Consider the following 25,429-nt stretch of genomic DNA (forward strand, 5'->3'; position numbering starts at 1 on the left):
TTCGACTGACAGGAGAGGGCATGCGCGATTACAAGTGGCTGCACGAATATTGTCTGAACCGCTTCGGTTCGGCGGCCAAGTTGGAAGCCCATCTGCCGGTGCCCAAGACCCCGGCGCAATTGCGCAAGATAGCGGATGACCGTTACCTGTCGACCTTGGCGCTGCGAGTGTTCCGCGCCGGTTTGAAGCACAGCGTGGTCGATGCCAAATGGCCGGCGTTCGAGCAGGTGTTCTTTGGCTTCGACCCGGAAAAAGTCGTGCTGATGGGTGCCGAACACCTGGAACGGCTGATGCAGGACACCCGCATCATCCGCCACCTGGGCAAGCTCAAGAGTGTGCCGCGCAACGCGCAGATGATCCTGGATATCGAGCAGGAGAAAGGCAGCTTCGGCGCGTTTATCGCTGATTGGCCGGTGACCGATATCGTCGGGCTCTGGAAGTACCTGAGCAAGCACGGCCACCAGTTGGGCGGCCTGTCGGCGCCTCGCTTCCTGCGCATGGTCGGCAAGGACACCTTTGTACCGAGCGATGACGTGGTGGCAGCGTTGAATGCGCAGAAGATCGTCGACAAGGCGCCGACCAGCCTGCGCGATTTGGCGACAGTACAGGGTGCCTTCAACCAGTGGCATGCCGAGAGTGGGCGGCCGATGTGTCAGCTGTCGATGATGTTGGCCTATACCGTCAACCATTGATACTGATCGTTCCCACGCTCTGCGTGGGAATGCTGCCCAGGACGCTCTGCGTCCCGGGCCTAGTGCAAGGGTGACGCGGAGCGTCACAGGATGCATTCCCACGCGGAGCGTGGGAACGATCAGTCACGATCAGTCAATCGGCCAGTCGCCGGTTCAATTGATGCCGCCAACGCACATACAGCAACGCCGTGCAAAACACCGCCAGGCTCGCGAGCATTTCCAGAACACCAAACCACTGGCGGTTCGGGTCATACGCCGCCAGTGCGCCCTTGATGAAATACAGGTTCACCACAAAGCACATCCACGAATGTCCGCGTGCGCTGCCCATCAGCATGCCTGGCGCAAGTATCAGCAGCGGCACCAGCTCGATCAGCAGGATGACCCACGGGCGCGCCCCATGCAGGTCGGCGACCAACAGGTAGTACACGCACAACAAGCCCACCAGGCCCAAGAACGCCAGCAGGCTCAGCGCGCGTGCCACCTTGACCCGTGGCTCCAGCCACTCCCGTGGCGGCAGGACCTTAGGCTTCCTGGCCACGGCCGTTCTCCAACAGCGTGGCGGTCTTGGCCAGGCGCAGGCCCAAGGCCCGGCACAAGGTGATTTCATGTTGATCGAGCATACGCTTGCCGTCTGGCCCGGAATGGTGGCTGGCGCCATACGGCGTGCCGCCGCCCTGGGTGTCGAGCAGCGCCTGCTCGCTGTAGGGCAGGCCGGTGATCAGCATGCCGTGGTGCAGCAGCGGCAGCAGCATCGACATCAGCGTGGTTTCCTGGCCGCCATGCAGGCTGGCGGTGGAGGTGAACACGCCGGCCGGCTTGCCGACCAGAGCGCCGGTGAGCCACAGGTTGCTGGTGCCATCGAGGAAGTACTTGAGCGGCGCGGCCATGTTGCCGAACCGGGTGGGGCTTCCCAGGGCCAGGCCCGAGCAGTGCTTCAGGTCGTCCAGGCTGGCATACAGCGCGCCCTCGTCGGGAATGCTCGGCGCCACCGCTTCGCACTCGGTGGAAATCGCCGGCACGGTGCGCAACCGCGCTTCCATGCCGCCTTGCTCGATACCGCGGGCAATCTGTCGGGCCATCTCGCTCACCGAGCCGTTGCGGCTGTAATACAACACCAGCACATAGGGCGTGGTCACGGCAGGATCTCCAGCACGTTCTCGGGCGGGCGGCCAATGATGGCTTTGTCGGCGGTTTCCAGGATCGGGCGTTCCATCAGCTTGGGATGGGCTGCGATGGCGGCGATCAGTTGGGTGTCGCTGAGGCTGGCGTCGGCCAGGTTCAGGGTTTTGTATTCGTCTTCGCCGGTGCGCAGCAGTTGGCGTGCGCTGATCCCCAGTTTTTTCAGCAGGGCCTCGATTTGCGCGGCATCCAGCGGGGTTTCCAGGTAGCGCACGACGGTCGGGGTGAGGCCGCGGGCTTCCAGCAGTTCCAGCGCACCGCGGGATTTCGAGCAGCGCGGGTTGTGATAAAGCGTCAGATCGGTCATGTGCGGGTCGCATCTTGCGTAAGGTGGCGGGTATTCTACCTGCGCTGGCGCCTGTCCTTAAACCGTAAGAGGCGATAGGCCGCAGCCAACGTTCATTTTTGCGAAGGAATACCCCATGACAAGGCGACTGATCGGTGCATTGGCGATCATCACAACCCTGCTGCTCAGCGGCTGCGGTAACGATTACGGCGTTGACCAATACGGCCAGAAAGTGGCGGCCGAACGCCTGGACAAACAGTGGCTGGTGGTCAACTACTGGGCCGAATGGTGTGGCCCGTGCCGCACGGAAATTCCCGAGCTCAATGCCCTGGCAGAACAGTTGAAAGGCCAGAATGTCGGGGTGTTCGGCGTCAACTTCGACAATGTGCAGGGTGAGGAACTGAAGGCCGCCAGCGACAAGCTGGGGATCAAGTTCACGGTACTGGCCCAGAACCCGGACGGGATCTTCGAGATTCCGCGCAGCGAGGCCTTGCCGGTGACCTACATCATCGACGACAAGGGCAAGGTGCGTGAGCAGTTGATGGGTGAGCAGACAGCGGAAGGGGTGTTGGCCAAGCTCAAGGCCCTGAAAGGCTAGAACTATGGGAGCTGGCTTGCCTGCGAAGGCGGCCTGCCAGCCGACCGGGATATTGGATTTGACCGAGTACATATCCATTATTTAGGTAACGGCCACCGATGGTTCCGCTCTGACAGCGGCTCACTTTTGAAAAGCCGGAATGCCGGCCCAGACAAAAGTAAGCAAAACGCTCTTGCCCCACCACTCGGCACCTCGCTTAGGCTCGGTGTGCCCGTAATCCGCCAGTGATTTGGGGGGCCGCCGCCACGCGCTATCCATGGCGCGGGGCGGCTAAACCGGCATCCCTGCCGGTTTACCCCCCAAATCCCTGTCGAATTCCGGCCAGCGTGGTTTGACGGGGCGCCTGAGATCAAGATCAAAAGCAGATCAAGATCAAGAGCGACTCGCTTCGCATCGTGGTTACCGTCTGCTGTTACAACCCACAAAGTTGTGTAGATACCTATGCTGCGATGGCATCGCTGCGGTGTACCTGGTACGCCGCGTCGTCCGCATCGCAGGCAAGCCAGCTCCCACAGAGCCCGAGGACAACGCGTTAATACAGGAGAGTGCGCCTAGGTCAGCCTTCTTCGAGCCACAAACGGATCGGCTTGCCTTCGGCCGGCCAGAACCGCGTCTGCTCGAGCGGCGAGATGTCCCAGCGCTGCACGCCTTGCAGGGCCTGGAAGAAGCGATGCTCTTGCTCCATCAGGGCCTCGGCGCACATTTTCCGGGTGCTGCCGACCGGGCCGAAGCTGAGCTTGTCGCCTTCGACCGTGTACGGCGCAAACCAGTGGTTACAGCCGCCATTGCCATAGGCGCGGCCATCGGCGCCCAGGGTGACGGTAAGGTGCGCGTAGTCCATCAGCGGCCGCTCACCGATCCATTCCACGACGTAGCTGTGGTCGCGCTCCAGCTTGGCGCCATCGGCGGCGCAGCCTGCCAGGCCCAGGCCGATTGCGGCGAGCAGCAGCCGGCCTTTCATTGCGCGGCCTGCTGGCATTTCGGGCAACGGTGCTTGTCGCCTTCGCTGGCCCAGCCCAGTTCTTTGATACGCGCGTTGGCGGCCGGTTGCAGCGGTGCCTTGGTCAGCTTGGTTTCTACCGCGAATTCAAACTCCAACACGGCGTCGCAGCTGTCGCAATTGACCTTCCAGGTGTGGATCTCGAGTTCGCCGAACTTCGGCCCTTGGGCCATGGCGACCCACTGGCCCGCCGGGCGGATGGAGTAGCGTGCGTCACCTTCGACGGTGAGTCGCATCGACAGGGTTTTACTGCCGCGCAGGCTGACGATCAGGACGTCGCCATGTTTGATCGAACCACCGTTGCCGGTGACCTGGTAACGGCCCGGCACCAGGGCACGGCATTCGATCAGGGTGTGTTGCGGGCTCAGCAAGCTGAAGCGGAAATCGTGTTCGGCCATGGATCCTCCAAATAGGCGCGGCATCCTATCACGGGTGCCGGCCTATCATGAGCCTGGTATGTGACCGCTGATCATCCCTCGACCAGGTTCTGTGCGCGGCCATCGGCCCACGCGGCAATGTTGGCCAGCGTGGTGCCGGCAATCGCCGCCAGGGCTTCACGGGTGAGGAAGGCCTGGTGCGCGGTGATGATCACGTTGGGGAAGGTCAGCAGGCGGGCGAGCACGTCATCCTGCAGGGGCAGGTCCGAGCGGTCCTCGAAAAACAATTGGGCTTCTTCTTCGTAGACGTCCAACCCCAGATAGCCCAACTGGCCCAGCTTGAGCGCTTCGATCAGTGCCGGCGTATCGACCAGGCCACCACGCCCGGTGTTGATCAGCATCGCACCGGTTTGCATCTGCGCGAGCGAGCGGGCATTGATCAGGTGTTTGCTGTCGGCGGTCAGCGGGCAGTGCAGGCTGATGATTTGTGCCTCGGCCAACAGTTCAGGCAGGCTCACGTAGCGGGCCCCGAGGTCCTGCACCTGTGGGTTGGGGAAGGGATCGTAGGCCAGCAACTGGCAGCCGAAGCCGGTCATGATCTTGGCGAAGGTCGCGCCGATCTGACCGGTGCCGACCACGCCGACCGTTTTGCCGACCAGATCAAAGCCGGTCAGCCCGTGCAGGCTGAAATCACCGTCGCGGGTACGGTTGTAGGCACGGTGCAGGCGACGGTTGAGGGCCAGGATCAGGGCGACGGCGTGCTCGGCCACCGCGTGGGGCGAATAGGCGGGCACGCGCACGATAGTCAGGCCCAGGCGCTGGGCGGCGGGTAAGTCGACATGGTTGTAGCCCGCCGAGCGCAGGGCAATCAGGCGTGTGCCGCCCTTGGCCAGTTGCTCCAGCACCGGGGCGCTGAGGTCGTCGTTGATAAAGGCGCAGACCACCTCGTGGTGTTCGGCCAGGGCCACGGTCTCGAGGTTGAGGCGGGCGGGTTGGAATTGCAGTTCCAGGCCAGCCGGCAGCGGTTCGCCGAGGAAACTCTCGCGGTCGTAGGTTTGGCTGCTGAAGAGAATGACGCGCATTAAGAAGGCTCCCTGCAATTTACACATTGGAATGCTGACTGAATGTGGGAGGGGGCTTGCCCCCGATAGCGGTACATCAGCGATGGATTCGTCTACTGACACACTGCTATCGGGGGCAAGCCCCCTCCCACATTGTTGATTCGTTGCCCATGAAAACAGGGTCAGGCACTCACTCTGGCTTCACTGGCCAACCGCGCAATCGCCATGTCCAGTTCGTCCAGCGCGGCCAAGGCCTTGGCGTCATCCTGTTTGAGCAGGGTTTCGGCGCGCTGGCAGGCCGCCCGCAATTGCGGTACGCCACAGTAGCGGGTGGCGCCGTGCAAACGGTGCACGCGCTCGATCAAGGCATGGTTGTCATTGGCTTCGCGGGCGTGGGTAATTGCCAGGCGATCAGCCTCCAGGGAGGCCAGCAGCATGGCGAGCATATCGGCGGCCAGGTCGGCCTTGTTGGCGGCCAGGCGCAGGCCTTCTTCGTGGTCGAGTACCAAGAGCTGCACGCCCTGGGCCGCACCTTCATGGGTGCGCTCCGGGCCTTGGTTACGCAGCGCCAGGCCGGTCCATTTCAATACCACCTGGGCCAATTGCCGCTCGCTGATGGGTTTGGTCAGGTAGTCGTCCATACCGCTTTGCAGCAGGGCGCGTTTTTCGTTGGCCATGGCGTGAGCCGTGAGGGCTACCACCGGCAGCGGTGTGCCGTGGCGTTCGCTTTCCCACTGGCGGATCGCCTCGGTGCTCTGGCGGCCATCCATGCCGGGCATTTGCACGTCCATCAGCACCAAATCGAACGTTTCCTGCTTCACGGCGTCGACCGCCGCGTAACCGCTTTCCACCGCCTGCACCTTGGCGCCCATGTCTTCCAACAGGGTTTGCACCAGCAACAGGTTGGCCGGGTTGTCGTCCACGCACAGCACCCGTGGCGCACGGCTGGACAACGGCTCACCGGGTTCGCTGCGCGAAGGGCGCGGGCTGATCAGGTCGGCCAGGGAGCGGCGCAACTTGCGCGTACAGGCGGGCTTGGCCTGCAGTTGGCTGTTGGGGTTGGGCACCGATTGGTTGAACAGCATCTGCTCTGTGGTCGGGCACAGCACCAGCACCTTGCAGCCCAGGTGTTCAAGGTCCCACAGGTGTTGGTTGAGGCGTTCGGGCGGAATGTCGTTGGCGGTGACGCCGAGCACCGCCAGGCTGATGGCCTGTTCGGTCTGGTGGGCACTGGTGATGCCGTTGGTCAGGCTTTCCAGGGTATTGAACGGCGTGACTTCCAGGCCGCAGTCTTCCAATTGATGTTGCAGGGCCTGGCGCGCCAGTTCGTGGTTTTCCAGCACGGCCACACGACGCCCCAATAGCGGCGCGGCGGGCAGGTCTTCGACGTCGTCACGGGTTTTGGGCAGGTTCAGGCTGATCCAGAATTCCGAACCTTCACCCGGCGTGCTGTCGACGCCGATTTCGCCGCCCATCTGCTCGATCAACCGCTTGGAAATCACCAGGCCCAAACCGGTGCCGCCGGGCTGGCGCGACAGCGAGTTGTCAGCCTGGCTGAATGCCTGGAACAGGGCGCGCACATCCTGGTTGGACAGGCCAATGCCGGTGTCTTGCACACTGATGCGCAATTGCACGCTGTCTTCCTGCTCGTCCTCGATCATTGCCCGGGCCACAATGGTGCCTTCGCGGGTGAACTTGATCGCATTGCTGATCAGGTTGGTCAGGATCTGCTTGAGCCGCAGCGGGTCGCCCACCAATGCCAGGGGCGTGTCGCGGTACACCAGGCTCACCAGTTCGAGCTGCTTGGCATGGGCGGCGGGGGCGAGGATGGTCAAGGTGTCTTGCAGCAAGTCGCGCAGGTTGAAAGGCACGCTGTCGAGCACCAGTTTGCCGGCTTCAATCTTCGAGAAATCGAGGATTTCGTTGATGATGCCCAGCAGGTTATCCGCAGATTTTTCGATAGTGCCCAGGTAATCCAGCTGGCGCGGTGATAATTCGCTTTTTTGCAGCAAGTGAGTAAAACCGAGGATGCCGTTGAGCGGTGTGCGGATCTCATGGCTCATGTTGGCCAGGAACTCCGACTTGATACGGCTGGCTTCCAGGGCTTCCTTGCGTGCCAGGTCCAGCTCGATGTTCTGGATCTCGATGGTTTCCAGGTTCTGGCGCACGTCTTCGGTGGCCTGGTCGATGCTGTGTTGCAGCTCTTCCTGGGCATTTTGCAGGGTTTCGGCCATGCGGTTGATGCCAGACGCGAGTTGGTCCAATTCCTGGCTGCCCAAGGGTGGCAAGCGTGTTTCCAGGTTGCCGTCCTTGAGCTGCGCCACCGCTTGCTTGATCTGGCCAATCGGCGAATTGATGGTACGGCTGATACGCAGGGCGAGGGCGGCGGTGCACATCAGGCCGATGGCGATCAGCAGAAGGCTGGCGAACAGGCTGCGATAGCCGCGCAACAGCATGCCATTGTGGGACAGCTCGACTTCCACCCAACCCAGCAGGCGGTCGGCCTCATCGGGAATCAATTCGCCCGCCAGGTTGCGATGGCGGCCAAACACCGGCAGTAGATAGCGGGTGGCGTCGTTGCCGGAACGCTGTAACAGTTGCGAGCTGTTGCCGGTGGGTGGCTGGTTGAGCATGGTCGGGCCGGCGTGGGCCAGGGACGCGCGGTCTGGCGCCAGGAACGACACGGCGCGCACATCCGGCTGTTCCAGGGACTGGGTGGCGATACGCTCCAGCAGGTCGGTGTCCTTGTGGCCCATGGCTGGGGCCACCAGCGGTGCCAATTGCTCGGCGATCATTTCGCCGCGTTGCAGTAGCTGGGTCTGCAATTCCGAGAGTTGCATCCAGGTGAAATAGCCGCCCAACAACAGCGCCATCAGGCTGGTCGGTAATAAGGTCAGCAACAGTACGCGGCCTTTTATCCCCATTTTTCTAAGCACGCCACTCTCCTGCTACCACGTTGTTATCAATCATCCACGCCGGCATCCGGCCAGCGCCACCTGCGCAGTGTAGCCATTTGCGCGGCCTGGAATCTTGCAAATTAATGACATGCGGCAATCTTCGGGCCATTCGGCGCCGGGTGGCGATTGCCTGTGAACGTTTAATCTTGAATAATCAGTGATTGAGAATGACTTGCAGACGCTAATGACTCCCGCAGCAGTTGGCCTACCCAGTATCCTGACGATCGAAGATGACCCTGTGTTGGGCGCCTACGTGCACGATCAACTGGGCCGCAGTGGTTTCCAGGTGACCTGGTGCCAGAACGGCCAGCAGGGCCTGCAACTGGCCCGCGCCCAGGCGTTCGACCTGGTGCTGATGGATATTCTGCTGCCGGGGCTGGACGGTTTGTCGATCCTCACTCATTTGCGCCAGAGCCACGCCATGCCCGTGATCCTGATGTCAGCCCTGGGCGCTGAAGCCGACCGTATCAGCGGTTTTCGCCTGGGTGCGGACGACTATTTGCCCAAGCCGTTCAGCATGGTTGAACTGTGCGTGCGTATTGAAGCGATCCTTCGCCGCGTTGCCCTGGATCGCCGGCCCGAGCCGACGCGGCCCCCGGCACTTGAAGATGCCCGGGTGCTGCACTTTGATGATGAACGCTGCGATGTGTCCTGCCAGGACCAGTGGGCCGCGCTCACGCGCAGCGAATACCGCCTGCTGGAAACCCTGCACCGCAACGCCGAAGAAGTCCTCAGCAAAGCCTTCCTGTATCAGCAGGTGTTGCAGCGCGGTTATGCGCCCCATGACCGCAGCCTCGACATGCATGTCAGCCAGATCCGCCGCAAGCTCAAGGCCATCGGTTACATCGAGCGTGAAGTACGCACCGTATGGGGCAAGGGCTACGTGCTGAGCGGTCACGATGAAGGGCTTTGAGCGACTGCCCGGCAAGCACTCGTTGTTCTGGAAGCTGGCCTGCCTGTTGATCGCCTTCTGTTTGCTGATGATTTGGCTCAGTTGGTCGTGGGGCCGCTATATGGAACAGCAGAGCGCGTATCTGTCCGACAAGTCGCGGGAGATTCTCAATGGCTATGCCGCGGGTGCCGAACTGGTGTGGAGCACGCAAGGCAGCGCGGGCGTAGATGCCTGGCTGCAGCGGATGGCCGAGCGCGAAAGCACTTGGGTAGGGGTGATCGGTAACGACCTGCAGTCCCTGGGCAGCACGCCCTTGAGTGACAAGGAAAGCCAGCGCCTGACGTTTTTGCGTGGATTGGACTGGCCGGTCAGCCGGCATGTCATTGGTTTGCCCTGGATGAAAGTACCGTTTCCGGTCGACCCTGGCGCGGGGTCGCTGGTGATCGAGCTGCCGCAGCGCTTTATGCCTGGGCGCTATCAACTGTTCTGGCGGGTGGTCACCAATGGTGTGATCCCAGGTCTGTTTACCCTCTTGCTATGCATCGGCCTTTACCGGCTGTTGATCATGCCCCTCAATCAATTGCGCGAGCAGGCCAATGCCTGGCGTGCGGACCAACTCAATACGCGGATGTCCCTGGATGCCACCAGCCGCCAGGACGAACTGGGCGAGCTGGGCCGCGCCTTTGACCATATGTCCGAACGCTTGCAGGGCACGGTGCGTTTGCAGCAGCAGTTGCTGCGCGATATGTCCCATGAACTGCGCACACCCTTGAGCCGCCTGCGGGTAGCCTGCGACAGCGAGCAAGACCTGGCCAAGCTGCGCGAGCGCCTGGGTCGGGAAATCGACGCCATGCAGCGCCTGGTAGAAGACAGCCTGCAACTGGCCTGGCTCGACAGCGAAACTACACCGTTGCCCCAGGAAGATATTCAGCTCCAGGCCTTGTGGGACATATTGCGCGAGAATGCTTGTTTTGAAAGCGGTTGGTCCGCATCGCGCTTGCCGTGCCTGTTACCCGCGGACAGTTGGGTGCGTGGCAACCTCAATGCACTGGCCCAGGCCTTGGAAAATATCCTGCGCAACGCCATACGCCACTCGCCCCACGACGGCTGCGTGCAACTCGACGGATGTCGGGAGGGGGGCTATTGGCATATCTGGCTGCAGGATCAGGGGGCCGGGATTGCTGAGGATGATCTGGAGCGCATCTTCGCGCCCTTTACCCGCCTGGACGGCTCGCGGCCCGGCGATGGCGGTTTCGGCCTGGGCCTGAGCATTGCCCGCAACGCCGTGCAGCGCCAGGGCGGCCGCTTATGGGCGGAAAATACCGGGCGGGGTCTGCGGGTGCATTTGCGTTTGCTGGCCCGTTAGCGCTCAGCGCCGGCGCAGTTTGCGTTTTTTCCACTGGTGCGCCACCCACCAGCGCCAGTACGCCATGGTCAGGCAATAAGCCAAGGCGCCCAATACCACCCCCAATACCACCGAACCCAGCAGGAATGGCTGCCAAAGAGTGCTCAACTGGCCGCTGATCCATTCCCACGTAAGGTTATCGGGCAAGCTGCGTGGCGGCACGTTCATCAGCCAGGCGCCGGTCATATAGGTGCAGATGAACACCACCGGCATGGTGATGGGGTTGGTCAACCACACCAGGCTGATGGCGATAGGCATATTGCCGCGCACCGAAATCGCCAGGACCGCGGCAAGCAACATCTGCAATGGAATCGGGATAAACGCCGCAAATAAACCCACCGCCATGGCGCGAGCCACTGAGTGCCGGTTCAGGTGCCAGAGGTTGGGGTCATGCAGCAGCGTGCCAAGAAACTGTAATGACTTGTGTTCCCTGATACTGCTGGGATCGGGCATGTACCGTTTGAATAAGCGCCGGGGCATAAGGGGTCCAGGTCAATTCGAGGGGCAAGTATGCCCGGATTCTATAAACAGAAAATTCAGACTTTGTGACAAAACATCATAGGCGCTGTCGTTCAGCCGGCTAAGACTGAGTGGATCACTGGGAAAGGATGATCCATGAAGACAGGGATGTTGGCGTTGGCGCTGGGGTTGCTGGCGTTGCGTTGGTTACCGGTGTTGCCGCCTGGCGCCGGGTTGTTGGCCATGCTGGTGCTGGCCTTGATGCTGTTGCCTTTTCGGTCCTATCCCGTGGCGTTCTTTCTGGTGGGCTTGAGTTGGGCCTGTCTCAGCGCGCAGCGGGCGCTGGATGATCGGCTGCAGCCGGCCCTGGACGGGCAGACTCGCTGGGTGGAGGGGCGTGTGGTGGGCTTGCCTCAGCAGACGGGTACGGGCGTGCGCTTTGAACTGGCCGACGGCCGGTCGCGCAAGATTCGGCTGCCCAAACGTATCCGCGTGTCCTGGCACGGCGGGCCAGTGGTGAACAGCGGTGAACGCTGGCGTCTGGCGTTGACACTCAAGCGGCCTGCGGGCCTGCTCAATTTCCATGGGGTCGACCATGAAGCCTGGCTGCTGGCCCAGCGTATCGGTGCTACTGCAACGGTAAAAGACGGTGAGCGTCTCGCACCGGCCCGCAATGCCTGGCGCGATGCTGTGCGCCAGCGCCTGATGGCGGTGGATGCCCAAGGCCGCGAGGCGGGCTTGGCGGCGCTGGTATTGGGCGACGGTTCCGGCCTGGCGCCTGAGGATTGGCAGGTGTTGCAGGACACGGGCACGGTGCATCTGCTGGTGATTTCCGGGCAGCACATCGGCTTGCTGGCGGGGTTGATCTACGGCTTGGTCGCGATGCTGGCGCGTTATGGTTGCTGGCCCCGAACCTGGCCGTGGCTGCCGTGGGCGTGCGGTCTGGCATTTGGCGCGGCGTTGGGTTATGGGCTGCTGGCCGGGTTCGGCGTGCCGGTGCAACGGGCCTGCATGATGGTTGGCCTGGTGCTGCTGTGGCGTCTGCGTTTCCGCCATTTGGGCGTGTGGTGGCCGTTGCTGCTGGCACTGAACGGCGTGCTGGTACTGGAGCCCTTGGCCAGCCTGCAGGTAGGGTTCTGGTTGTCGTTTGCGGCGGTCGCGGTGTTGCTGTTGGCGTTCGGCGGGCGCCTGGGGCCCTGGAGCGCCTGGCAGGTGTGGACCCGGCCCCAGTGGCTGATTGCCATTGGTTTGTTTCCGGTGTTGTTGGTGCTGGGTTTGCCCATCAGCCTCAGCGCACCTGTGGCCAATCTCCTTGCCGTGCCTTGGATCAGCCTGGTAGTGCTGCCTTTGGCGCTGCTGGGCACGGCGCTGCTGTGGGTGCCGCTGGCTGGGGAGGGGTTGCTGTGGCTGGCCGGCGGTGCGCTGGACGGATTGTTTAAAGGCCTGGGGTTGCTGGCCGCGCAATTGCCGGCCTGGGTACCCGCCGAGGTACCTTTGGGGTATTGGTTGGTTAGCCTGGCTGGCGCGGTGATTTTGTTGCTGCCCAAGGGGTTGCCGTTCCGGGTGCTGGGCTGGCCCATGCTGTTGATGGCTGTATTTGCGCCCAGGGAGTGGGTGCCCCACGGGCAGGTAGATGTAGTGCAACTGGACGTCGGCCAGGGGCAGGCACTGATCCTGCGCACCCGTCATCATACGTTGCTCTACGATGCCGGGCCGCGCTCGGGGCCTGTCGACCTGGGCGCGCGCGTCGTGTTGCCGTCGTTGAAAAAGCTCGGGGTAGCCCAGTTGGACATGATGCTGCTCAGCCATGCCGATGCCGATCACGCGGGGGGTGCGGCGGCGGTGGCTCGGGGGGTGCCCGTCAAGCGTGTAGTGGGCGGTGAAACCGAAGGTTTGCCAGACTTTCTTGCCACCCAACCCTGTACCAGCGGCGAACGATGGGAATGGGAGGGTGTGTCATTTCAATTGTGGCAGTGGGCTGATGGGCTTGATGGCAATCCGAGGTCTTGTGTGTTGCAGGTTGAGGCCAATGGAGAACGCCTGCTGCTCACCGGTGACATTGATCGCGCCGCCGAACAGGCTTTTCTGGCCTCTTCGCTGGCGGTCCAGACCGACTGGCTGCAAGCCCCGCACCATGGCAGCCGCAGTTCGTCATCCTGGCCGTTCCTGCAGCGGTTGGCGCCCACATCGGTGTTGATTTCCCGCGGGCGCAGCAATACGTTCGGTCATCCCCATCCGCAGGTCCTGGAGCGCTACCACGTGCTGGGCAGCCGGGTTTACGACAGCGCCGAGCAGGGTGCCGTACGCCTGCGCCTGGGGGCGTTTCTGCCACCGATGGTTGCGCGCAGTCAACGCCGTTTCTGGCGCGAACCGTTACCGTAATCGCGTGTTACCAAAGACCCGAGCCGCAACAGGCGGGTGTGTAGCCGACGAACCCCGCTGTCGAACCTATATGTTAAAGTGGCGCACTTTTTCGAGGGGGCATTCACTGTGTGGGAATTGGTCAAATCCGGCGGCTGGATGATGTTGCCGATCATTCTGAGTTCCATCGCTGCACTCGGCATCGTTGCCGAACGCCTGTGGACCCTGCGCGCCAGTCGCGTCACCCCTGAGCATCTGCTGGGGCAGGTCTGGGGCTGGATCAAGAACAAGCAGCTCGACAAGCAGAAACTCAAGGAGCTGCGCGCCAATTCGCCGCTGGGTGAAATCCTCGCCGCCGGTCTGGCCAATTCCAAGCATGGTCGCGAGATCATGAAGGAGTGCATTGAAGAGGCGGCCGCCCGGGTCATCCATGAACTGGAACGCTACATCAACGCCCTTGGCACCATCGCCGCCATGGCGCCGTTGCTCGGTTTGCTCGGCACAGTACTCGGCATGATCGATATCTTCAGCTCGTTCACAGGCTCGGGCATGACCACCAACGCAGCGGTCCTGGCCGGGGGGATCTCCAAGGCGTTGATCACCACTGCAGCCGGCCTGATGGTGGGTATCCCTTCGGTGTTCTTCCACCGTTTCCTGCTGCGTCGCATTGATGAACTGGTGGTCGGCATGGAGCAGGAAGCCATCAAGCTGGTGGAGGTGGTGCAGGGCGACCGTGATGTAGACCTGGTCGAGGGCAAAGCGTGAAATTTCGCCGCAAGCAACGGGAAAATGTTGATATCAACCTCGCGTCGTTGATCGATGTGGTGTTCATCCTGCTGCTGTTTTTTGTCGTGACCACTACCTTCACCCGCGAAACCCAGTTGCGTGTCGACCTGCCTGAAGCGGTGAGTGGCTCGCCTGCCGAAGACCAGCAAGTCAAGCAACTGGACATCGCTATCAGCGCCGAAGGGGTGTTTTCGGTGAATAACCAGTTGCTGGAGAAAAATGACCTTGCCAGCCTGATGGAGGCGTTGCAGAAGGAGTCTGGTGGCGACACTCAGTTGCCGCTGTCCATCAGCGCTGATGGCAAAACCCCGCACCAGGCCGTGATCACCGCCATGGACGCTGCCGGCAAGCTCGGTTTCAGCCATTTGCGCATGACCACCGTCGAGGCGGCGAGCCCGCCCTGATGGCCATCTCCGACCGTTTACTCAAGGCATGGTACGAAGGTCATCCAGCACTAATGTTGCTGCGACCGCTGGAATCGCTGTATCGCTGCGTGGTTCAACGTAAGCGTGCGCGCTTCGTGGCGGGCGAGGGCGAGATTTATCAGTCGTCTGTGCCCGTGATCGTGGTGGGCAATATTACAGTGGGAGGCACCGGCAAGACGCCTTTGATCCTGTGGTTGATCGAGCACTGCCGACGTAGCGGCTTGCGCGTAGGAGTGGTCAGTCGAGGCTACGGTGCCAAGCCGCCGCAGTTGCCGTGGCGGGTCGAGGCCGGCCACAGTGCCGAGGTGGCCGGTGATGAACCCTTGCTGATCGTGCAGCGCAGCGGTGTACCGCTGATGATCGATCCTGATCGCAGTCGTGCGGTAAAGGCCCTGCTGGCCTGCGAGCCCCTGGACCTGATCCTCTCCGATGACGGCCTGCAGCACTACCGCCTGGCCCGCGATCTTGAACTGGTGCTGATCGATGCCGCCCGTGGCCTCGGTAACCGCCGGTGCCTGCCTGCCGGGCCGTTGCGCGAACCGGTGGAGCGCCTGCAGAGCGTGGACGGGGTGCTTTATAACGGTGCCGTTACAGACCGTGAAAATGGCTTTGCCTTCCGCCTGCAGCCCACAGCGCTGGTCAACCTGCACAGCGGCGAGCGCCAGCCGGTCACCTATTTTTCGCAGGGCCAGCAGGTGCATGCGGTGGCCGGAATAGGCAATCCGCAACGTTTCTTCAATACCCTTGAAACGCTACACTGGCAGGCGTTACCCCATGCTTTTGCCGATCACGCGCCCTACAGCGCCGAGGTCTTGAATTTTACCCCGTCATTGCCGCTGGTCATGACCGAAAAGGACGCGGTGAAGTGCCGCGCCTTTGCCCAGCCCGACTGGTGGTACCTTGCGGTGGATGCGGTACCGTCGCCGGCGTTCGTCGCCTGGTTCGACACGCAGCTGATGCGTCTGTTGCCCAACCGTCTTTTGCCTTAAAACGCTTTTTTCCAGGAAACATTCATGGACACCAAACTGCTCGATATCCTTGCTTGCCCGATCTGCAAAGGCCCGCTCAAGCTCAGCGCCGACAAAACCGAGCTGATCAGCAAAGGTGCCGGCCTGGCTTACCCTATCCGTGACGGCATCCCGGTCATGCTCGAAAGCGAAGCCCGCACCCTGACCACCGATGAGCGCCTGGATAAATGACCACCGCCTTTACCGTTGTCATTCCTTCGCGCTATGCCTCGACCCGTCTGCCGGGCAAACCGTTGCAAATGATCGGCACCAAGCCGATGATCCAGCTGGTATGGGAACAAGCGTGCAAGAGCAGCGCCGAGCGCGTGGTGGTGGCCACCGATGACCCGCGTATCATCAAGGCGTGCAAAGGTTTTGGAGCCGAAGCGGTCCTGACCCGCGAAGACCATAACTCCGGCACTGATCGCCTGGCCGAAGTCGCCACTCAGCTGGGTCTGGCACCCGACGCGATCGTAGTGAACGTGCAGGGTGACGAGCCATTGATACCGCCGGGTGTCATCGATCAGGTCGCTGCCAACCTCGCGGCCCATGGCGAGGCGCGTATGGCGACCCTGGCCGAACCGATCGAAGACATCGAGACGCTGTTCAACCCGAACGTGGTGAAAGTGGTCAGCGACATCAACGGCCTGGCACTGACGTTCAGTCGCTCCACCTTGCCGTGGGCGCGGGATGCCTTTGCCAAGAATCGCGACGTGTTGCCGGAGGGCGTGCCATATCGCCGCCATATCGGCATCTATGCCTACCGCGCCGGTTTCCTGCACGACTTCGTCAGTTGGGGCCCGTGCTGGCTCGAGAATACCGAGTCCCTGGAACAACTGCGCGCCCTCTGGCACGGCGTGCGTATCCACGTGGGCGATGCGTTGGAAGCACCGCCAGCCGGTGTCGACACCCAGGAAGACCTCGAACGCGTCCGTCGCCTGCTGGGCGCCTGATGGAAGTTCTGTTTGTATGTCTGGGCAATATCTGCCGCTCGCCAACCGCTGAAGGCATCTTGCGCCATAAGTTGCGTGAAGCAGGCTTGGCTGGCCAGGTTGAGGTGGCGTCTGCTGGCACCGGAGAATGGCATATCGGCAACCCGCCGGACCAGCGCAGCCAGCGTGCGGCGCTGGCGCGCGGCTATGACTTGTCGGGCCAGCGTGCCCAGCAGGTTTCCCGTGCTGATTTTGCCCGCTATGACCTGATCCTGGCCATGGACAACAGTAACCTGCGCAACCTCAAAGCCATGCAGCCAGGGCAGGGCAAGGCGGAGCTGGATTTGTTCCTGCGTCGCTTTGATGGCGAAGTGGACGAGGTGCCAGACCCTTACTATGAAGGTGAGCAAGGTTTCGAACGGGTCCTTGACCTGATCGAACGCGCCTGTGACTTATTGGTGATCGAATTGAAGGGGCGGTTATGACCTTGCAAGTGCGTGCGCAGGTATCGCTCAAGCCATTCAACAGCTTTGCCATTGATGTGAGCGCGCAATTATTTGCCGAGGCCCACAGTGATGCTGACGTGCGCGAGGCCATCGCCTATGCCGCCGCACATGCGGTGCCGTTGCTGGTGATCGGTGGCGGCAGCAATTTGCTGCTGACCCAGGACGTTCCGGCGCTGGTGTTGCGTATGGCGACCCAAGGCATTCGTGTGCTGAGCGATGATGGCACGCACGTGGTTGTCGAAGCCGAAGCGGGAGAAGCCTGGCATCCGTTCGTGTTGTGGACGCTTGAACACGGCTTTTGCGGCCTGGAAAACCTCAGCCTGATCCCCGGCACTGTCGGTGCCGCGCCGATGCAAAACATCGGCGCCTATGGCGTAGAGATCAAGGATGTCTTCGCCGGCCTCACTGCCCTGGATCGCCAGACGGGCGAGCTGCGGGAATTCAGTCTCGACGAATGCAAGTTCGCCTACCGTGACAGCCTGTTCAAGCACGAAGTCGGGCGTTGGCTGATCCTGCGGGTACGCTTTTCCCTCAGCCGTGCCACTCACCTGAAACTCGACTACGGCCCGGTGCAACAGCGTCTGGTTGCGCAGGGCATCACCCACGCCACGCCAAGCGATGTGAGCCGCGCGATCTGCAGCATTCGCCGCGAGAAACTGCCAGACCCGGCAGAGCTGGGCAATGCGGGCAGCTTCTTCAAGAACCCACTGGTGTCCCAGGCCCTGGCGATTGAACTGCAAAGCCAGTATCCGGACCTGGTGGCCTACCCTCAGGCAGACGGCCAAATGAAACTCGCCGCCGGCTGGCTGATCGACAAGGCCGGTTGGAAGGGGTTCCGGGAGGGCGATGCGGGCGTGCACAAGATGCAAGCGCTGGTACTGGTCAACTACGGCACCGCCACCGGGCAAGAGATTGCCCAGCTTGCGCTACGCATCCAGCAAGATATCTTCAAGCGCTTCAAGGTCGAGCTGGAAATGGAACCCAATCAGTACTGAGCTTTATCTGCTCTGAAAATGAAAATGCCCCGTATCTCGCGATACGGGGCATTTTTATTGCTGCGATTGATCAGTCATCGCGGCTCATGATGCCGAAGATCTGCAACAGGCTGATGAACAGGTTGTAGATCGATACATAAAGGCTGATGGTCGCCATGATGTAGTTACGCTCACCGCCGTGGATGATGGCGCTGGTCTGGAACAGGATGCACACCGAGGAAAACAGCACAAAACCCGCGCTGATCGCCAGTTGCAGGCCGCTGATCTGGAAGAACATGCTGGCCACCACCGCCGCCAGCAACACGAAGAAACCTGCGGTGATGAAGCCACCCAGGAAGCTCATGTCCTTACGGCTGATCAGCACGTAGGCCGACAGACCACCAAACACCAGGGCCGTCATGGCAAATGCCGAGCTGACCACTTCCGCACCGCCGGCCATGCCCAGGTAACGGTTGAGGATCGGGCCGAGGATAAAGCCCATGAAACCGGTCAAGGCAAACGCCGACACCAGGCCCCAGGCCGAGTCACGCAGCTTGTTGGTCAGGAAGAACAGGCCATAGAAGCCGATCAACACGACAAAGATATTCGGGTAACCGACGCGCATCTGCTGGGCCACGTAAGCCATCACGCCGCTGAATGCGAGGGTAAGGGCGAGCAAGCCGTAGGTGTTGCGCAACACGCGGCTGACTTCAAGCTGCTCAGCCTGCGTGTTGCCATTCACTGCGTAATTCTGTTCGCGCATGGCGACACTCCTTCAGTTTTGAAACGTTCAGTCGCAAAGATCATAACAGACGCCTTGTAACAAGCGATGCAGAGAGTTTGACAGTGTGTTTCATTCGGGTATTATGGCGCCCGCTGACACGGGATGGGCTACTATAATCCCGTGATGCACAAGGGAAATTGGCAGAGTGGTTGAATGCACCGGTCTTGAAAACCGGCGGACGTTAATAGCGTCTCCAGGGTTCGAATCCCTGGTTTCCCGCCAAGATTTACACGAAAGCCTCGCGAAAGCGGGGCTTTTGCGTTTCTGGGGTTTGAGTGTGCTGATAATCAAATAAACGCTGTTTTTTGCATTCATACCTTGCAAAGACGAACCACCATTCGTCTAACATCCGGCACTCTCCATCCGTTGCTACCTCTCAATCTTAAGCACGGATATCCCGAGCGATACACGGAGAGCCAGCATGGAAATCAACGAGAAAGCCCCAGGCAACATTTCCCAGCAAGCGGTTACTCGTAACACCGATAATGAGACGGGGCATGACCCACGGCGCGATGAGGACAATATCCCGCTACCCCCGGATGACGAGGCCCCGATCGAGGAGGACATGTCGGATGTAGACGCGGCGGATTCCGTGGCAAGTGAGCACCCTGCTACCTGAAGACCTCCCGATCAATAAACCCGGCCCAGCGCCGGGTTTTTATTGCGGTTTTCGGTGCATTTAATTAACCGTAATCCTTAAGTATTGGCATCGCATAATTGTGAATAGCTTCACGATGCCTCTATGATCAGCACGCACTGTATTGGATCGCTGAGCCTCAACCCTTTGAAGGACATGAGCATGGACAAGCATTTCGGTAATTCGGGCCTTTTCAAGAACCCTTCGTATCAAGGCAACGACGCTCACGACGGCTGCAGCACTGCCGACTGGGAGCTGAAAAACAGTGCGCTGAATACGAAGGAGTTTTTGATATGTCCAAAGAATTACTCGGAGTTTTTGCTCTAGGGTTGATGGTGGTCGGTGAGTTTTGTGCAATCTACAGTGAGGTGGTGACCGCCAAGTTGGCCCAGGCCGGCAGTGGTTCCTGGGAGGTCTTTGTACTTCCCGTGGTCTTGATGTGTTTTGCCGGGCTTTGCCTGCTGGGCGCCTATTGGCTGGGGTTTGTGGTTGTCGGTGATATCTGGATTGTCACGGTAATCTCGGTCACTTCGTTATTGCTTCTGGAGCCTGTGGTGGTCTGGGCGCTGTTTCATGAAGCTCCAGGGCGGGGCGCGTTGATCGGGTTCTGCCTGGGCGTCTTGGGGATGCTTGCGACGGTAGTGCTCTAGCACGCCGGGAAATCAAGTGTCGGGTCAGATCAGCGTCTGCAGTCCGATGCTGATCTGACCCGCACCGCTGCACTTTTTTCCATTCTGCTGATCTACCCTGTCCCAGCCACCCGACTCCCACGGGTGGCCAACAGAATCAGACCCGGTGCCGATGGATCGAACGTCAACTGTTTCCACCTCCCGATGGCCGCTGCTGCTGGCTGCGATATTAACGCTGTGTGCCGCAGGTTGCAGCCAACAACAGGGCCGCGATATCGCCAGGCAGTTCAGCGATGGCAAGCCCGATGAATTCTTCCAGACCAGCGTCGACCGCATGGCCACCCTGGGGATGCGTGACAACCTGCAAAGCCTCTACTTGCTGATGAGCAAGCTCTACCTGCGCAACCCCAACCAGTGGCGTCAATCGGGGTATCCGGATGCAGTGACCGCCGCCCGGCAAATCCGTCAGGCCATCGAAAATCGCCGTCCCTTGCCCGCACTGGGAGATCGTAGTGACCTGGCTGCCCTGAGTTATTCCTTGAGCCCTGACTTTCGCGGCGACCGCGTCGGCGCGTTCATCTACGCGATTGGCAGCATGCTCGTGACCGCTCACGGCGGGCGTACGCAGTTTTATGTGACCGACTCGATCAACCCGCAGTTTGTCAGCAATGCCGCGCGCAATATCGAAAAGGCCACCTGGCTGCTCAGTCAGCGTCAGGATGCCAATGGCGTGCTGCTGTTGTTTTCCAACGAGATATCAGAGGAGGGCAGTAACCTCAGTTTTGCCGTTGAGTTCGGCAAGATCGTCGCGCGTTTGGACCTGCTGACCCAAATCCTTGATGAGCGCTACCGGCGCATTGGCCTCAATTACGCACAAAGCCTGTTGCTGATGAATTTCCTGCCGGTGCAGTGAGGCCCATCGCATCGACCAATCGGTGCGGTGTTTCCCTTTCCGTTGTAGGAAGCGGCCTATCTTGCCTCGCGCTGCTTGAAACGCCTGCCTGCGGGCAATAGCCTCGGATTTTTCTTAAACACGAGGCCCTCCCTTGGGTAAACGAAAAACGGTTTGGCCCACGGATCGCGAAATACGCTTGCGGTTTATCCTCTATGCGGTGATTGACGCCGCGACCGGCCAGGGCGTGTCTGCCGAGTTATTGCTGCCGGCGCATAAGTTATTGCGTGACTCGCCCACGGAAGTCCAGTTGCGCGAAACCTTGGGGGAGATTCTCGCCACTGACGAAATGTATGGCTTCCGCTTTCCGCCGGGGTCGGATGCCGATGACCTGATGCGGGCATTGGCAATGCCTGACGACCAAACCTGATTCATCCTGTTTTTAAAACGCCCCTGTCCGTCATCAAGGAGTGACCTGACGGGCATGCCTGCCTTCCCATCACTGTTCGCGTGGTGGGTTTGGCCTGGCACGTTCCCGGATTCCAAGGACCTGCCCACATGCTGCTGCGCCACCCCCCGTTTATTTTTGCCGCCTTGACCCTCAGTTCGCTGGTACAGGCTGAAAGCCTGCAATTGGCGCCGGTTGAAGTCACCACGGCTGAGGCCAGCGCCGCAGAAATCGCCCAGGCACAGCTCAAAAGCGTGCCCGGTGGCACCAATTACATCGATATGGACAGCGTGCAGCAGGGGCGGGTCAGCACCAACGAGGATGTCTTCAAGTACCAGGCCGGTGTGTACGCCAAGGCGGCCAATAACGAAGGGGTGAAGGTGTCCATTCGTGGCTCGGGCGTGAACCGCGCCCCCGGTGCCCATGCCTCCGGCCTGTATGAAATGTTCGACGGCCTGCCGCTTACCGGCCCAGGCGGCACGCCCTATGAGCTCAAGGACCCGCTGTGGCAAAGCCGGGTAGAGGTGCTGCGTGGCGCCAACGGGTTCGATCAGGGTGCATTGGCCTTGGGCGGTGCGGTCAACTACGTCACCCGCACCGGCTTGGACGCGCCCAAGCTACAGGTGCGCTATGAGGTCGGCAGTCGCGGCTATGCCCAACGTGAAGTCAGTTCCGGGCAAGTGCTGGGGGACGCCGACTATTACATCAGCCTCACCGATTCGGAGTCCGACGGTTATCAGCACCAAAGCGCCGGCAGCGGCAAGGGCATCGCCGCGAACTTCGGCTACCGCTTTAGCCCGGACCTGGAAACGCGCTTCTACTTGCGTTACCGCGAAACCACCAACGATTCACCCGGCAGGCTCACGCGTGACCAGATCAGCCATGATCCGCGTGCCGCCAACAGCCTCAATGCCGCCCGCGATTCAAAGCGCCTGCAACCGGGCTCTACCTGGATTGCCAACAAGACCACCTTGCGGTTGGACGATAACGCTCGGGTCGAGGTCGGGCTGGCCTATCACGATTACCCCATGGACCTGCGCGAAGGCACCAACCGCCTCAAAGTTGCTTACACCGATATCAGCGGCACCCTGAATTACATCCGCCAGGACAGCCTGTTCGGCCATGCCAGCACCACCACTCTCGGCCTGCGTACTACCCAGGCGATGCCGAACAATGGCGCGTCGGAATACGTGCGCACCCCTGCGGGCAATACTGCCATTTATGCCCCCGGCACCAAGACCCGCGACTACAGCTACCTGGGCTCCGATACTGTGCTGCATATAGGCAACGAGCTGGAACTGGTGGAGGATCTGTGGCTGACCACCGGCCTTGCCGCCATCTATACGCGCCGCGAAACCCAGGTCACTTACCCCGACGGCCAGGCGCCGCTCAGTCAGCATGATTGGGACTACGCGCCGCGCATTGGCCTGCGTTACGACTTCACCCCGCAGTTGCAGGTCTACGGCAACCTGAGCCGCTCGGTAGAGCCACCGCACGCGTGGTCGATGATCTGGGGCTCGAACAAATACTTTGGCCCGGGCAGTGGGGCAGCCACGGGGTTGCAGCGCGAAGGCGTGAAGCTGCGTAATCAGACCGCCACCACCCTGGAAGTCGGCGGGCGCGGTGAAGCCTGGCTCGGCCAATGGGATCTGGCGCTCTATCGCTCGGAAGTTCGCCACGAGCTGCTTTCTGTAGAGACCCAGGCCCAGACTGCCACCAGCAACGCTATCATCGCCGAATCCAACGCTAGCCCCACCGTGCACCAGGGCGTGGAACTGAGCCTGCTCAGCCCGCTGTGGGACGGCGGCGGCAGCGGTGAGCTCCAGCTGCGCCAGGCCTACACCTTCAGCGACTTCCACTACCGCGACGACGAGCGTTTCGGCGACAACACCTTGCCCGGCATTCCCAAGCACTACTACCAGGCGCAACTGCGCTACAGCCACCCGACGGGTTTCTACACCAGCCTCAATACCGAGCATGCATCACGGGTAGCGGTGGACTACGCCAATACCTACTACGCGGCGGCCTACACCACCCTCGGCGCTACCTTCGGCTACGACGCGCCCAAGCAGGACTGGCAAGCCTGGGTCGACCTGCGCAACCTCACCAACCGCCGTTACGCCAACACCGTCACGCCGGGCTACGACGACAAAGGCATGGACGCTGCACGCTCCACCCCCGCTGATGGGCGGGGTATCTACACCGGCGTTTCCTGGAGCTGGCGTTAAATCAACCTTCGTGTTGGCGCAGGCGCTTGTACAGGGTGTTGCGACTCACCCCCAGCTCTCGCGCCAGGTGGGAAATATTCCCGCCCACGGCTTCCAGGCGCTGGCTCAGGTCGAGACTTTCATCCAGGTGTTCAGGTTTAGACAGCGGCACTGTTGCCTGCAAATCCACAAAAAAATCATCGGGCAGGTGCTCTGCGCGGATCGGCTGCTCCTCGGCCATTGCCAGCGCCACCTGCAACACGCTGCTCACTTGGCGTAAATTCCCCGGCCACGGGTGTTGCTCGAATAGCCTCAGCACTTCGGCGCTCAGCCCGGCCCATTGCGTCGGCTCGCGGTGTTGCTGCCACAGTTGCTGGAACAGCGCCTGCTTGTCGGTACGCTCGCGCAACGGCGGCAATTCCAGGGTCAGGCCGCCGATGCGGTAGTACAAGTCCTCGCGAAAGCGCCCGGCCTGCACCAGCTCGCGCAGTGCGCGGTTGGTCGCCGAGATGATGCGCAAGTCCACTGGGAATACCTCGCTACTGCCCACCGGCTGCACACAGCGCTCCTGCAATACCCGTAACAGGCGGGCCTGGGTGGGCAGCGGCATATCGCCGATTTCGTCGAGAAACAGCGTGCCCTTGTCGGCCTTGCGGATCAGACCGATGCTGCCTTTTTGGTTGGCGCCGGTGAAGGCGCCTTTTTCGTAGCCGAACAGTTCCGATTCCACCAGTTCTGCGGGAATCGCCGCACAGTTCACTGCGATCAACGCCTGCCGGCTGCGGGAACTGGCCTGGTGCAGGGCTTTGACGAACACCTCTTTGCCCACGCCGGTCTCGCCGTGAATCAACAACGGAATGTCCTTTTCCAGCAGGCGCTCGGCCTGGCGCACGGCTTTTTCCACGCGCACATCGCCAAAATGCAGGGTCTGGAGGTTGATCGAGGTCGGTGCTGGCGGCTGCGGTTGGCTGAACACCCGGGCCTGCACCGGCATCTGCCTGGGGCGCTTCAACAGGCACTGGAACCGATTGCGTCCCGCCGCTTGCAACGCAAAGGGCAGCCCTTCCGGCTGGTTGAGCAACTCCAGCAGCGACACCTTGAATAGACTGTCGATCATCACCCGCGAGAGGCTGATGCCCAGCAAGTTATCCGCACGCCGATTGGCCGAGAGCACCTGGCCGCTTTCATCAAAGATCAGCAGGCCGGCCCATTGGCTGTCGAGGTTGCTCAGGCCGGTGTTGAAGGTCAGTTGGAAATGTTCGCCGCGAAACAGGTTGAGGATCAGCCGGTTTTCCACGGTCTGGCTCATCATCTTGACCATGCCCAGGGTGTGGGAGGGCGGCAGGTAACTGTCGCTGGACACGTCCAGCACCGCGATGATTTCGCGCTGGGCGTCGAAAATCGGTGCCGCGGAACCGGTCATGAAGCGGTTGGCCTTGAGGAAGTGTTCATCGTGCTCAATATGCACGGCCTGGGCGCAGGCCAGTGCGGTGCCGATGGCGTTGGTGCCACTGGCGCGTTCCATCCAACTGGCGCCGGGGCTGAAGCCACGGGCCAGCGTGGGTTCGATAAACCGCTGGGTGCCCCACGAGGTCAGCACCTGGCCCTGATTGTCGGCCAGCATGATCAGGCAATTGGAATTGCTGAGGATGTTCTCGTAGTAGGGCAATACTTCCTGGTGGGTGGTCTGCACCAGGGAATGCTGGCTTTCCAGGAGCTGGCGAATGCCTTCGGCGGGCAGTTGGTCAAAGCTGGGGGCGCTCTGGTGGTCCAGGCCGTAGGCGCGGCAACGGCGCCAGGATTCCTGGATAAGGGTGTCGTGGGTCAAGGGTTCGGCCATCGTGCGACCTTCTTTATTATTGTTGTCGGGTCTTGCGCCATCTAACGTCAGACATCGAGCAATGTGGGAGCGGGCAAGCCCGCTCCCACATTTGA

Annotated in this window: 27 protein-coding genes and 1 tRNA gene; 18 read left to right on the top strand and 10 right to left on the bottom strand. The window is 61.2% G+C overall.

Translation table 11 applies throughout. From position 1 onward, the window contains the following. Window positions 1-20: 20 nt before the first annotated feature. Complete coding sequence (locus AC1RAC_RS11090; RefSeq protein ID WP_054898289.1) at window positions 21-692, top strand: DNA-3-methyladenine glycosylase I; 672 nt, start codon at window positions 21-23, stop codon at window positions 690-692. Between the two features lie 133 nt (window positions 693-825). Here AC1RAC_RS11090 and AC1RAC_RS11095 read toward each other — a convergent pair whose 3' ends face one another. The 3 genes from AC1RAC_RS11095 to arsC are packed head-to-tail and all read right to left on the bottom strand — an operon-like array spanning window position 826 to window position 2,178. After that, the gene (locus tag AC1RAC_RS11095; RefSeq protein WP_034127866.1) at window positions 826-1,230 is read right to left on the bottom strand and encodes a DUF2069 domain-containing protein; all 405 of its coding nucleotides are present in this window, start codon (window positions 1,228-1,230) and stop codon (window positions 826-828) included. Beyond that, the gene (wrbA, locus tag AC1RAC_RS11100; protein WP_014718885.1) at window positions 1,214-1,828 is read right to left on the bottom strand and encodes an NAD(P)H:quinone oxidoreductase; all 615 of its coding nucleotides are present in this window, start codon (window positions 1,826-1,828) and stop codon (window positions 1,214-1,216) included. The genes AC1RAC_RS11095 and wrbA overlap by 17 nt, the downstream gene beginning before the upstream one ends. After that, window positions 1,825-2,178 (bottom strand): arsenate reductase (glutaredoxin), encoded by a 354-nt coding sequence (arsC, locus tag AC1RAC_RS11105; RefSeq protein WP_034127864.1) that lies wholly within the window; start codon window positions 2,176-2,178, stop codon window positions 1,825-1,827. The genes wrbA and arsC overlap by 4 nt, the downstream gene beginning before the upstream one ends. Before the next feature lie 115 nt (window positions 2,179-2,293). Between arsC and AC1RAC_RS11110 the strand changes: the two genes are divergently transcribed. Continuing rightward, complete coding sequence (locus tag AC1RAC_RS11110) at window positions 2,294-2,755, top strand: TlpA disulfide reductase family protein (RefSeq protein ID WP_003192057.1); 462 nt, start codon at window positions 2,294-2,296, stop codon at window positions 2,753-2,755. Window positions 2,756-3,311: 556 nt separating this feature from the next. Here the strand turns inward: AC1RAC_RS11110 and AC1RAC_RS11115 are convergent. The 4 genes from AC1RAC_RS11115 to AC1RAC_RS11130 form a co-directional block, all read right to left on the bottom strand. Next, on the bottom strand, window positions 3,312-3,716 hold the full coding sequence (locus AC1RAC_RS11115; protein WP_054898286.1) for an META domain-containing protein: 405 nt from the start codon (window positions 3,714-3,716) through the stop codon (window positions 3,312-3,314). Further along, window positions 3,713-4,153, bottom strand: a complete 441-nt coding sequence (locus AC1RAC_RS11120; protein WP_003192054.1) for a hypothetical protein — start codon at window positions 4,151-4,153, stop codon at window positions 3,713-3,715. The genes AC1RAC_RS11115 and AC1RAC_RS11120 overlap by 4 nt, the downstream gene beginning before the upstream one ends. Window positions 4,154-4,224: 71 nt before the next feature. Beyond that, on the bottom strand, window positions 4,225-5,214 hold the full coding sequence (locus AC1RAC_RS11125; RefSeq protein WP_054917246.1) for a 2-hydroxyacid dehydrogenase: 990 nt from the start codon (window positions 5,212-5,214) through the stop codon (window positions 4,225-4,227). Between the two features lie 161 nt (window positions 5,215-5,375). Continuing rightward, window positions 5,376-8,129 carry a response regulator gene (locus AC1RAC_RS11130; protein WP_492616576.1) on the bottom strand — a complete coding sequence of 918 codons (2,754 nt, stop codon included), beginning with the start codon at window positions 8,127-8,129 and terminating at the stop codon, window positions 5,376-5,378. Window positions 8,130-8,334: 205 nt separating this feature from the next. On the opposite strand from AC1RAC_RS11130, the gene AC1RAC_RS11135 reads away from it, so the two are divergent. Then, window positions 8,335-9,063, top strand: coding sequence for a response regulator transcription factor (locus AC1RAC_RS11135; RefSeq protein ID WP_054917242.1), 729 nt, complete (start codon window positions 8,335-8,337; stop codon window positions 9,061-9,063). Further along, complete coding sequence (locus tag AC1RAC_RS11140) at window positions 9,050-10,408, top strand: sensor histidine kinase (RefSeq protein WP_252950852.1); 1,359 nt, start codon at window positions 9,050-9,052, stop codon at window positions 10,406-10,408. Before AC1RAC_RS11135 ends, AC1RAC_RS11140 begins: the two co-directional genes overlap by 14 nt. 3 nt (window positions 10,409-10,411) lie before the next feature. Here the strand turns inward: AC1RAC_RS11140 and AC1RAC_RS11145 are convergent, their stop codons facing one another. After that, complete coding sequence (locus AC1RAC_RS11145; RefSeq protein ID WP_003192045.1) at window positions 10,412-10,927, bottom strand: DUF2062 domain-containing protein; 516 nt, start codon at window positions 10,925-10,927, stop codon at window positions 10,412-10,414. A 135-nt stretch (window positions 10,928-11,062) separates the two neighbouring features. On the opposite strand from AC1RAC_RS11145, the gene AC1RAC_RS11150 reads away from it, so the two are divergent. The 8 genes from AC1RAC_RS11150 to murB all read left to right on the top strand — a co-directional run bounded on the left by AC1RAC_RS11150 (window position 11,063) and on the right by murB (window position 17,918). Next, complete coding sequence (locus AC1RAC_RS11150) at window positions 11,063-13,288, top strand: DNA internalization-related competence protein ComEC/Rec2 (RefSeq protein ID WP_492616577.1); 2,226 nt, start codon at window positions 11,063-11,065, stop codon at window positions 13,286-13,288. A gap of 108 nt (window positions 13,289-13,396) precedes the next feature. Then, window positions 13,397-14,032 (top strand): MotA/TolQ/ExbB proton channel family protein, encoded by a 636-nt coding sequence (locus AC1RAC_RS11155; RefSeq protein WP_034128146.1) that lies wholly within the window; start codon window positions 13,397-13,399, stop codon window positions 14,030-14,032. Further along, on the top strand, window positions 14,029-14,457 hold the full coding sequence (locus tag AC1RAC_RS11160; protein ID WP_014718877.1) for an ExbD/TolR family protein: 429 nt from the start codon (window positions 14,029-14,031) through the stop codon (window positions 14,455-14,457). Before AC1RAC_RS11155 ends, AC1RAC_RS11160 begins: the two co-directional genes overlap by 4 nt. Further along, window positions 14,457-15,467 carry a tetraacyldisaccharide 4'-kinase gene (gene lpxK, locus AC1RAC_RS11165; RefSeq protein ID WP_089042258.1) on the top strand — a complete coding sequence of 337 codons (1,011 nt, stop codon included), beginning with the start codon at window positions 14,457-14,459 and terminating at the stop codon, window positions 15,465-15,467. The genes AC1RAC_RS11160 and lpxK overlap by 1 nt, the downstream gene beginning before the upstream one ends. Window positions 15,468-15,491: 24 nt before the next feature. Then, on the top strand, window positions 15,492-15,677 hold the full coding sequence (locus AC1RAC_RS11170; RefSeq protein ID WP_003174668.1) for a Trm112 family protein: 186 nt from the start codon (window positions 15,492-15,494) through the stop codon (window positions 15,675-15,677). Next, window positions 15,674-16,438: a 3-deoxy-manno-octulosonate cytidylyltransferase gene (gene kdsB / locus AC1RAC_RS11175; protein ID WP_492616578.1), complete on the top strand. Its 765-nt coding sequence runs from the start codon at window positions 15,674-15,676 to the stop codon at window positions 16,436-16,438. The genes AC1RAC_RS11170 and kdsB overlap by 4 nt, the downstream gene beginning before the upstream one ends. Then, window positions 16,438-16,902: a low molecular weight protein-tyrosine-phosphatase gene (locus tag AC1RAC_RS11180; protein WP_054917236.1), complete on the top strand. Its 465-nt coding sequence runs from the start codon at window positions 16,438-16,440 to the stop codon at window positions 16,900-16,902. The genes kdsB and AC1RAC_RS11180 overlap by 1 nt, the downstream gene beginning before the upstream one ends. Further along, window positions 16,899-17,918, top strand: coding sequence for a UDP-N-acetylmuramate dehydrogenase (murB, locus tag AC1RAC_RS11185; RefSeq protein ID WP_060773014.1), 1,020 nt, complete (start codon window positions 16,899-16,901; stop codon window positions 17,916-17,918). Before AC1RAC_RS11180 ends, murB begins: the two co-directional genes overlap by 4 nt. Window positions 17,919-17,988: 70 nt before the next feature. Here murB and AC1RAC_RS11190 read toward each other — a convergent pair whose 3' ends face one another. Beyond that, complete coding sequence (locus AC1RAC_RS11190; protein WP_103452077.1) at window positions 17,989-18,660, bottom strand: Bax inhibitor-1/YccA family protein; 672 nt, start codon at window positions 18,658-18,660, stop codon at window positions 17,989-17,991. Between the two features lie 152 nt (window positions 18,661-18,812). On the opposite strand from AC1RAC_RS11190, the gene AC1RAC_RS11195 reads away from it, so the two are divergent. The 6 genes from AC1RAC_RS11195 to AC1RAC_RS11220 all read left to right on the top strand — a co-directional run bounded on the left by AC1RAC_RS11195 (window position 18,813) and on the right by AC1RAC_RS11220 (window position 23,515). After that, window positions 18,813-18,903: transfer RNA gene (locus AC1RAC_RS11195), tRNA-Ser, on the top strand. A 199-nt stretch (window positions 18,904-19,102) separates the two neighbouring features. Then, complete coding sequence (locus tag AC1RAC_RS11200) at window positions 19,103-19,300, top strand: hypothetical protein (protein WP_069558233.1); 198 nt, start codon at window positions 19,103-19,105, stop codon at window positions 19,298-19,300. A 311-nt stretch (window positions 19,301-19,611) separates the two neighbouring features. Next, on the top strand, window positions 19,612-19,968 hold the full coding sequence (locus tag AC1RAC_RS11205) for a hypothetical protein (RefSeq protein WP_492616579.1): 357 nt from the start codon (window positions 19,612-19,614) through the stop codon (window positions 19,966-19,968). Between the two features lie 151 nt (window positions 19,969-20,119). Further along, on the top strand, window positions 20,120-20,860 hold the full coding sequence (locus AC1RAC_RS11210) for a hypothetical protein (protein WP_057974897.1): 741 nt from the start codon (window positions 20,120-20,122) through the stop codon (window positions 20,858-20,860). Between the two features lie 133 nt (window positions 20,861-20,993). Continuing rightward, window positions 20,994-21,269 (top strand): hypothetical protein, encoded by a 276-nt coding sequence (locus AC1RAC_RS11215; RefSeq protein ID WP_492616580.1) that lies wholly within the window; start codon window positions 20,994-20,996, stop codon window positions 21,267-21,269. A 128-nt stretch (window positions 21,270-21,397) separates the two neighbouring features. Beyond that, a complete protein-coding gene (locus tag AC1RAC_RS11220; protein WP_492616581.1) occupies window positions 21,398-23,515 on the top strand; it encodes a TonB-dependent receptor family protein in 2,118 nt (705 codons plus the stop codon). A gap of 1 nt (window position 23,516) precedes the next feature. Here AC1RAC_RS11220 and AC1RAC_RS11225 read toward each other — a convergent pair whose 3' ends face one another. Further along, window positions 23,517-25,334 (bottom strand): sigma-54-dependent Fis family transcriptional regulator, encoded by a 1,818-nt coding sequence (locus tag AC1RAC_RS11225; protein WP_060764788.1) that lies wholly within the window; start codon window positions 25,332-25,334, stop codon window positions 23,517-23,519. Between the last annotated feature and the right edge of the window lie 95 nt (window positions 25,335-25,429).

The organism is Pseudomonas sp. GW823-FHT02F05 (genome assembly GCF_058797315.1).

Bases quoted from the DNA above. Each gene is read 5' to 3' on its own strand.
- AC1RAC_RS11135 (WP_054917242.1), top strand. From the start codon at position 8,335: ATGACTCCCGCAGCAGTTGGCCTACCCAGTATCCTGACGATCGAAGAT.
- AC1RAC_RS11140 (WP_252950852.1), top strand. From the start codon at position 9,050: ATGAAGGGCTTTGAGCGACTGCCCGGCAAGCACTCGTTGTTCTGGAAG.
- AC1RAC_RS11200 (WP_069558233.1), top strand. From the start codon at position 19,103: ATGGAAATCAACGAGAAAGCCCCAGGCAACATTTCCCAGCAAGCGGTT.
- AC1RAC_RS11210 (WP_057974897.1), top strand. From the start codon at position 20,120: ATGGATCGAACGTCAACTGTTTCCACCTCCCGATGGCCGCTGCTGCTG.
- AC1RAC_RS11090 (WP_054898289.1), top strand. From the start codon at position 21: ATGCGCGATTACAAGTGGCTGCACGAATATTGTCTGAACCGCTTCGGT.
- AC1RAC_RS11220 (WP_492616581.1), top strand. From the start codon at position 21,398: ATGCTGCTGCGCCACCCCCCGTTTATTTTTGCCGCCTTGACCCTCAGT.
- AC1RAC_RS11205 (WP_492616579.1), top strand. From the start codon at position 19,612: ATGTCCAAAGAATTACTCGGAGTTTTTGCTCTAGGGTTGATGGTGGTC.
- AC1RAC_RS11150 (WP_492616577.1), top strand. From the start codon at position 11,063: ATGAAGACAGGGATGTTGGCGTTGGCGCTGGGGTTGCTGGCGTTGCGT.
- murB (WP_060773014.1), top strand. From the start codon at position 16,899: ATGACCTTGCAAGTGCGTGCGCAGGTATCGCTCAAGCCATTCAACAGC.
- arsC (WP_034127864.1), bottom strand. From the start codon at position 2,178: ATGACCGATCTGACGCTTTATCACAACCCGCGCTGCTCGAAATCCCGC.
- AC1RAC_RS11125 (WP_054917246.1), bottom strand. From the start codon at position 5,214: ATGCGCGTCATTCTCTTCAGCAGCCAAACCTACGACCGCGAGAGTTTC.
- AC1RAC_RS11115 (WP_054898286.1), bottom strand. From the start codon at position 3,716: ATGAAAGGCCGGCTGCTGCTCGCCGCAATCGGCCTGGGCCTGGCAGGC.
- AC1RAC_RS11190 (WP_103452077.1), bottom strand. From the start codon at position 18,660: ATGCGCGAACAGAATTACGCAGTGAATGGCAACACGCAGGCTGAGCAG.
- AC1RAC_RS11180 (WP_054917236.1), top strand. From the start codon at position 16,438: ATGGAAGTTCTGTTTGTATGTCTGGGCAATATCTGCCGCTCGCCAACC.
- AC1RAC_RS11170 (WP_003174668.1), top strand. From the start codon at position 15,492: ATGGACACCAAACTGCTCGATATCCTTGCTTGCCCGATCTGCAAAGGC.
- kdsB (WP_492616578.1), top strand. From the start codon at position 15,674: ATGACCACCGCCTTTACCGTTGTCATTCCTTCGCGCTATGCCTCGACC.
- AC1RAC_RS11120 (WP_003192054.1), bottom strand. From the start codon at position 4,153: ATGGCCGAACACGATTTCCGCTTCAGCTTGCTGAGCCCGCAACACACC.
- AC1RAC_RS11110 (WP_003192057.1), top strand. From the start codon at position 2,294: ATGACAAGGCGACTGATCGGTGCATTGGCGATCATCACAACCCTGCTG.
- AC1RAC_RS11225 (WP_060764788.1), bottom strand. From the start codon at position 25,334: ATGGCCGAACCCTTGACCCACGACACCCTTATCCAGGAATCCTGGCGC.
- AC1RAC_RS11145 (WP_003192045.1), bottom strand. From the start codon at position 10,927: ATGCCCCGGCGCTTATTCAAACGGTACATGCCCGATCCCAGCAGTATC.
- lpxK (WP_089042258.1), top strand. From the start codon at position 14,457: ATGGCCATCTCCGACCGTTTACTCAAGGCATGGTACGAAGGTCATCCA.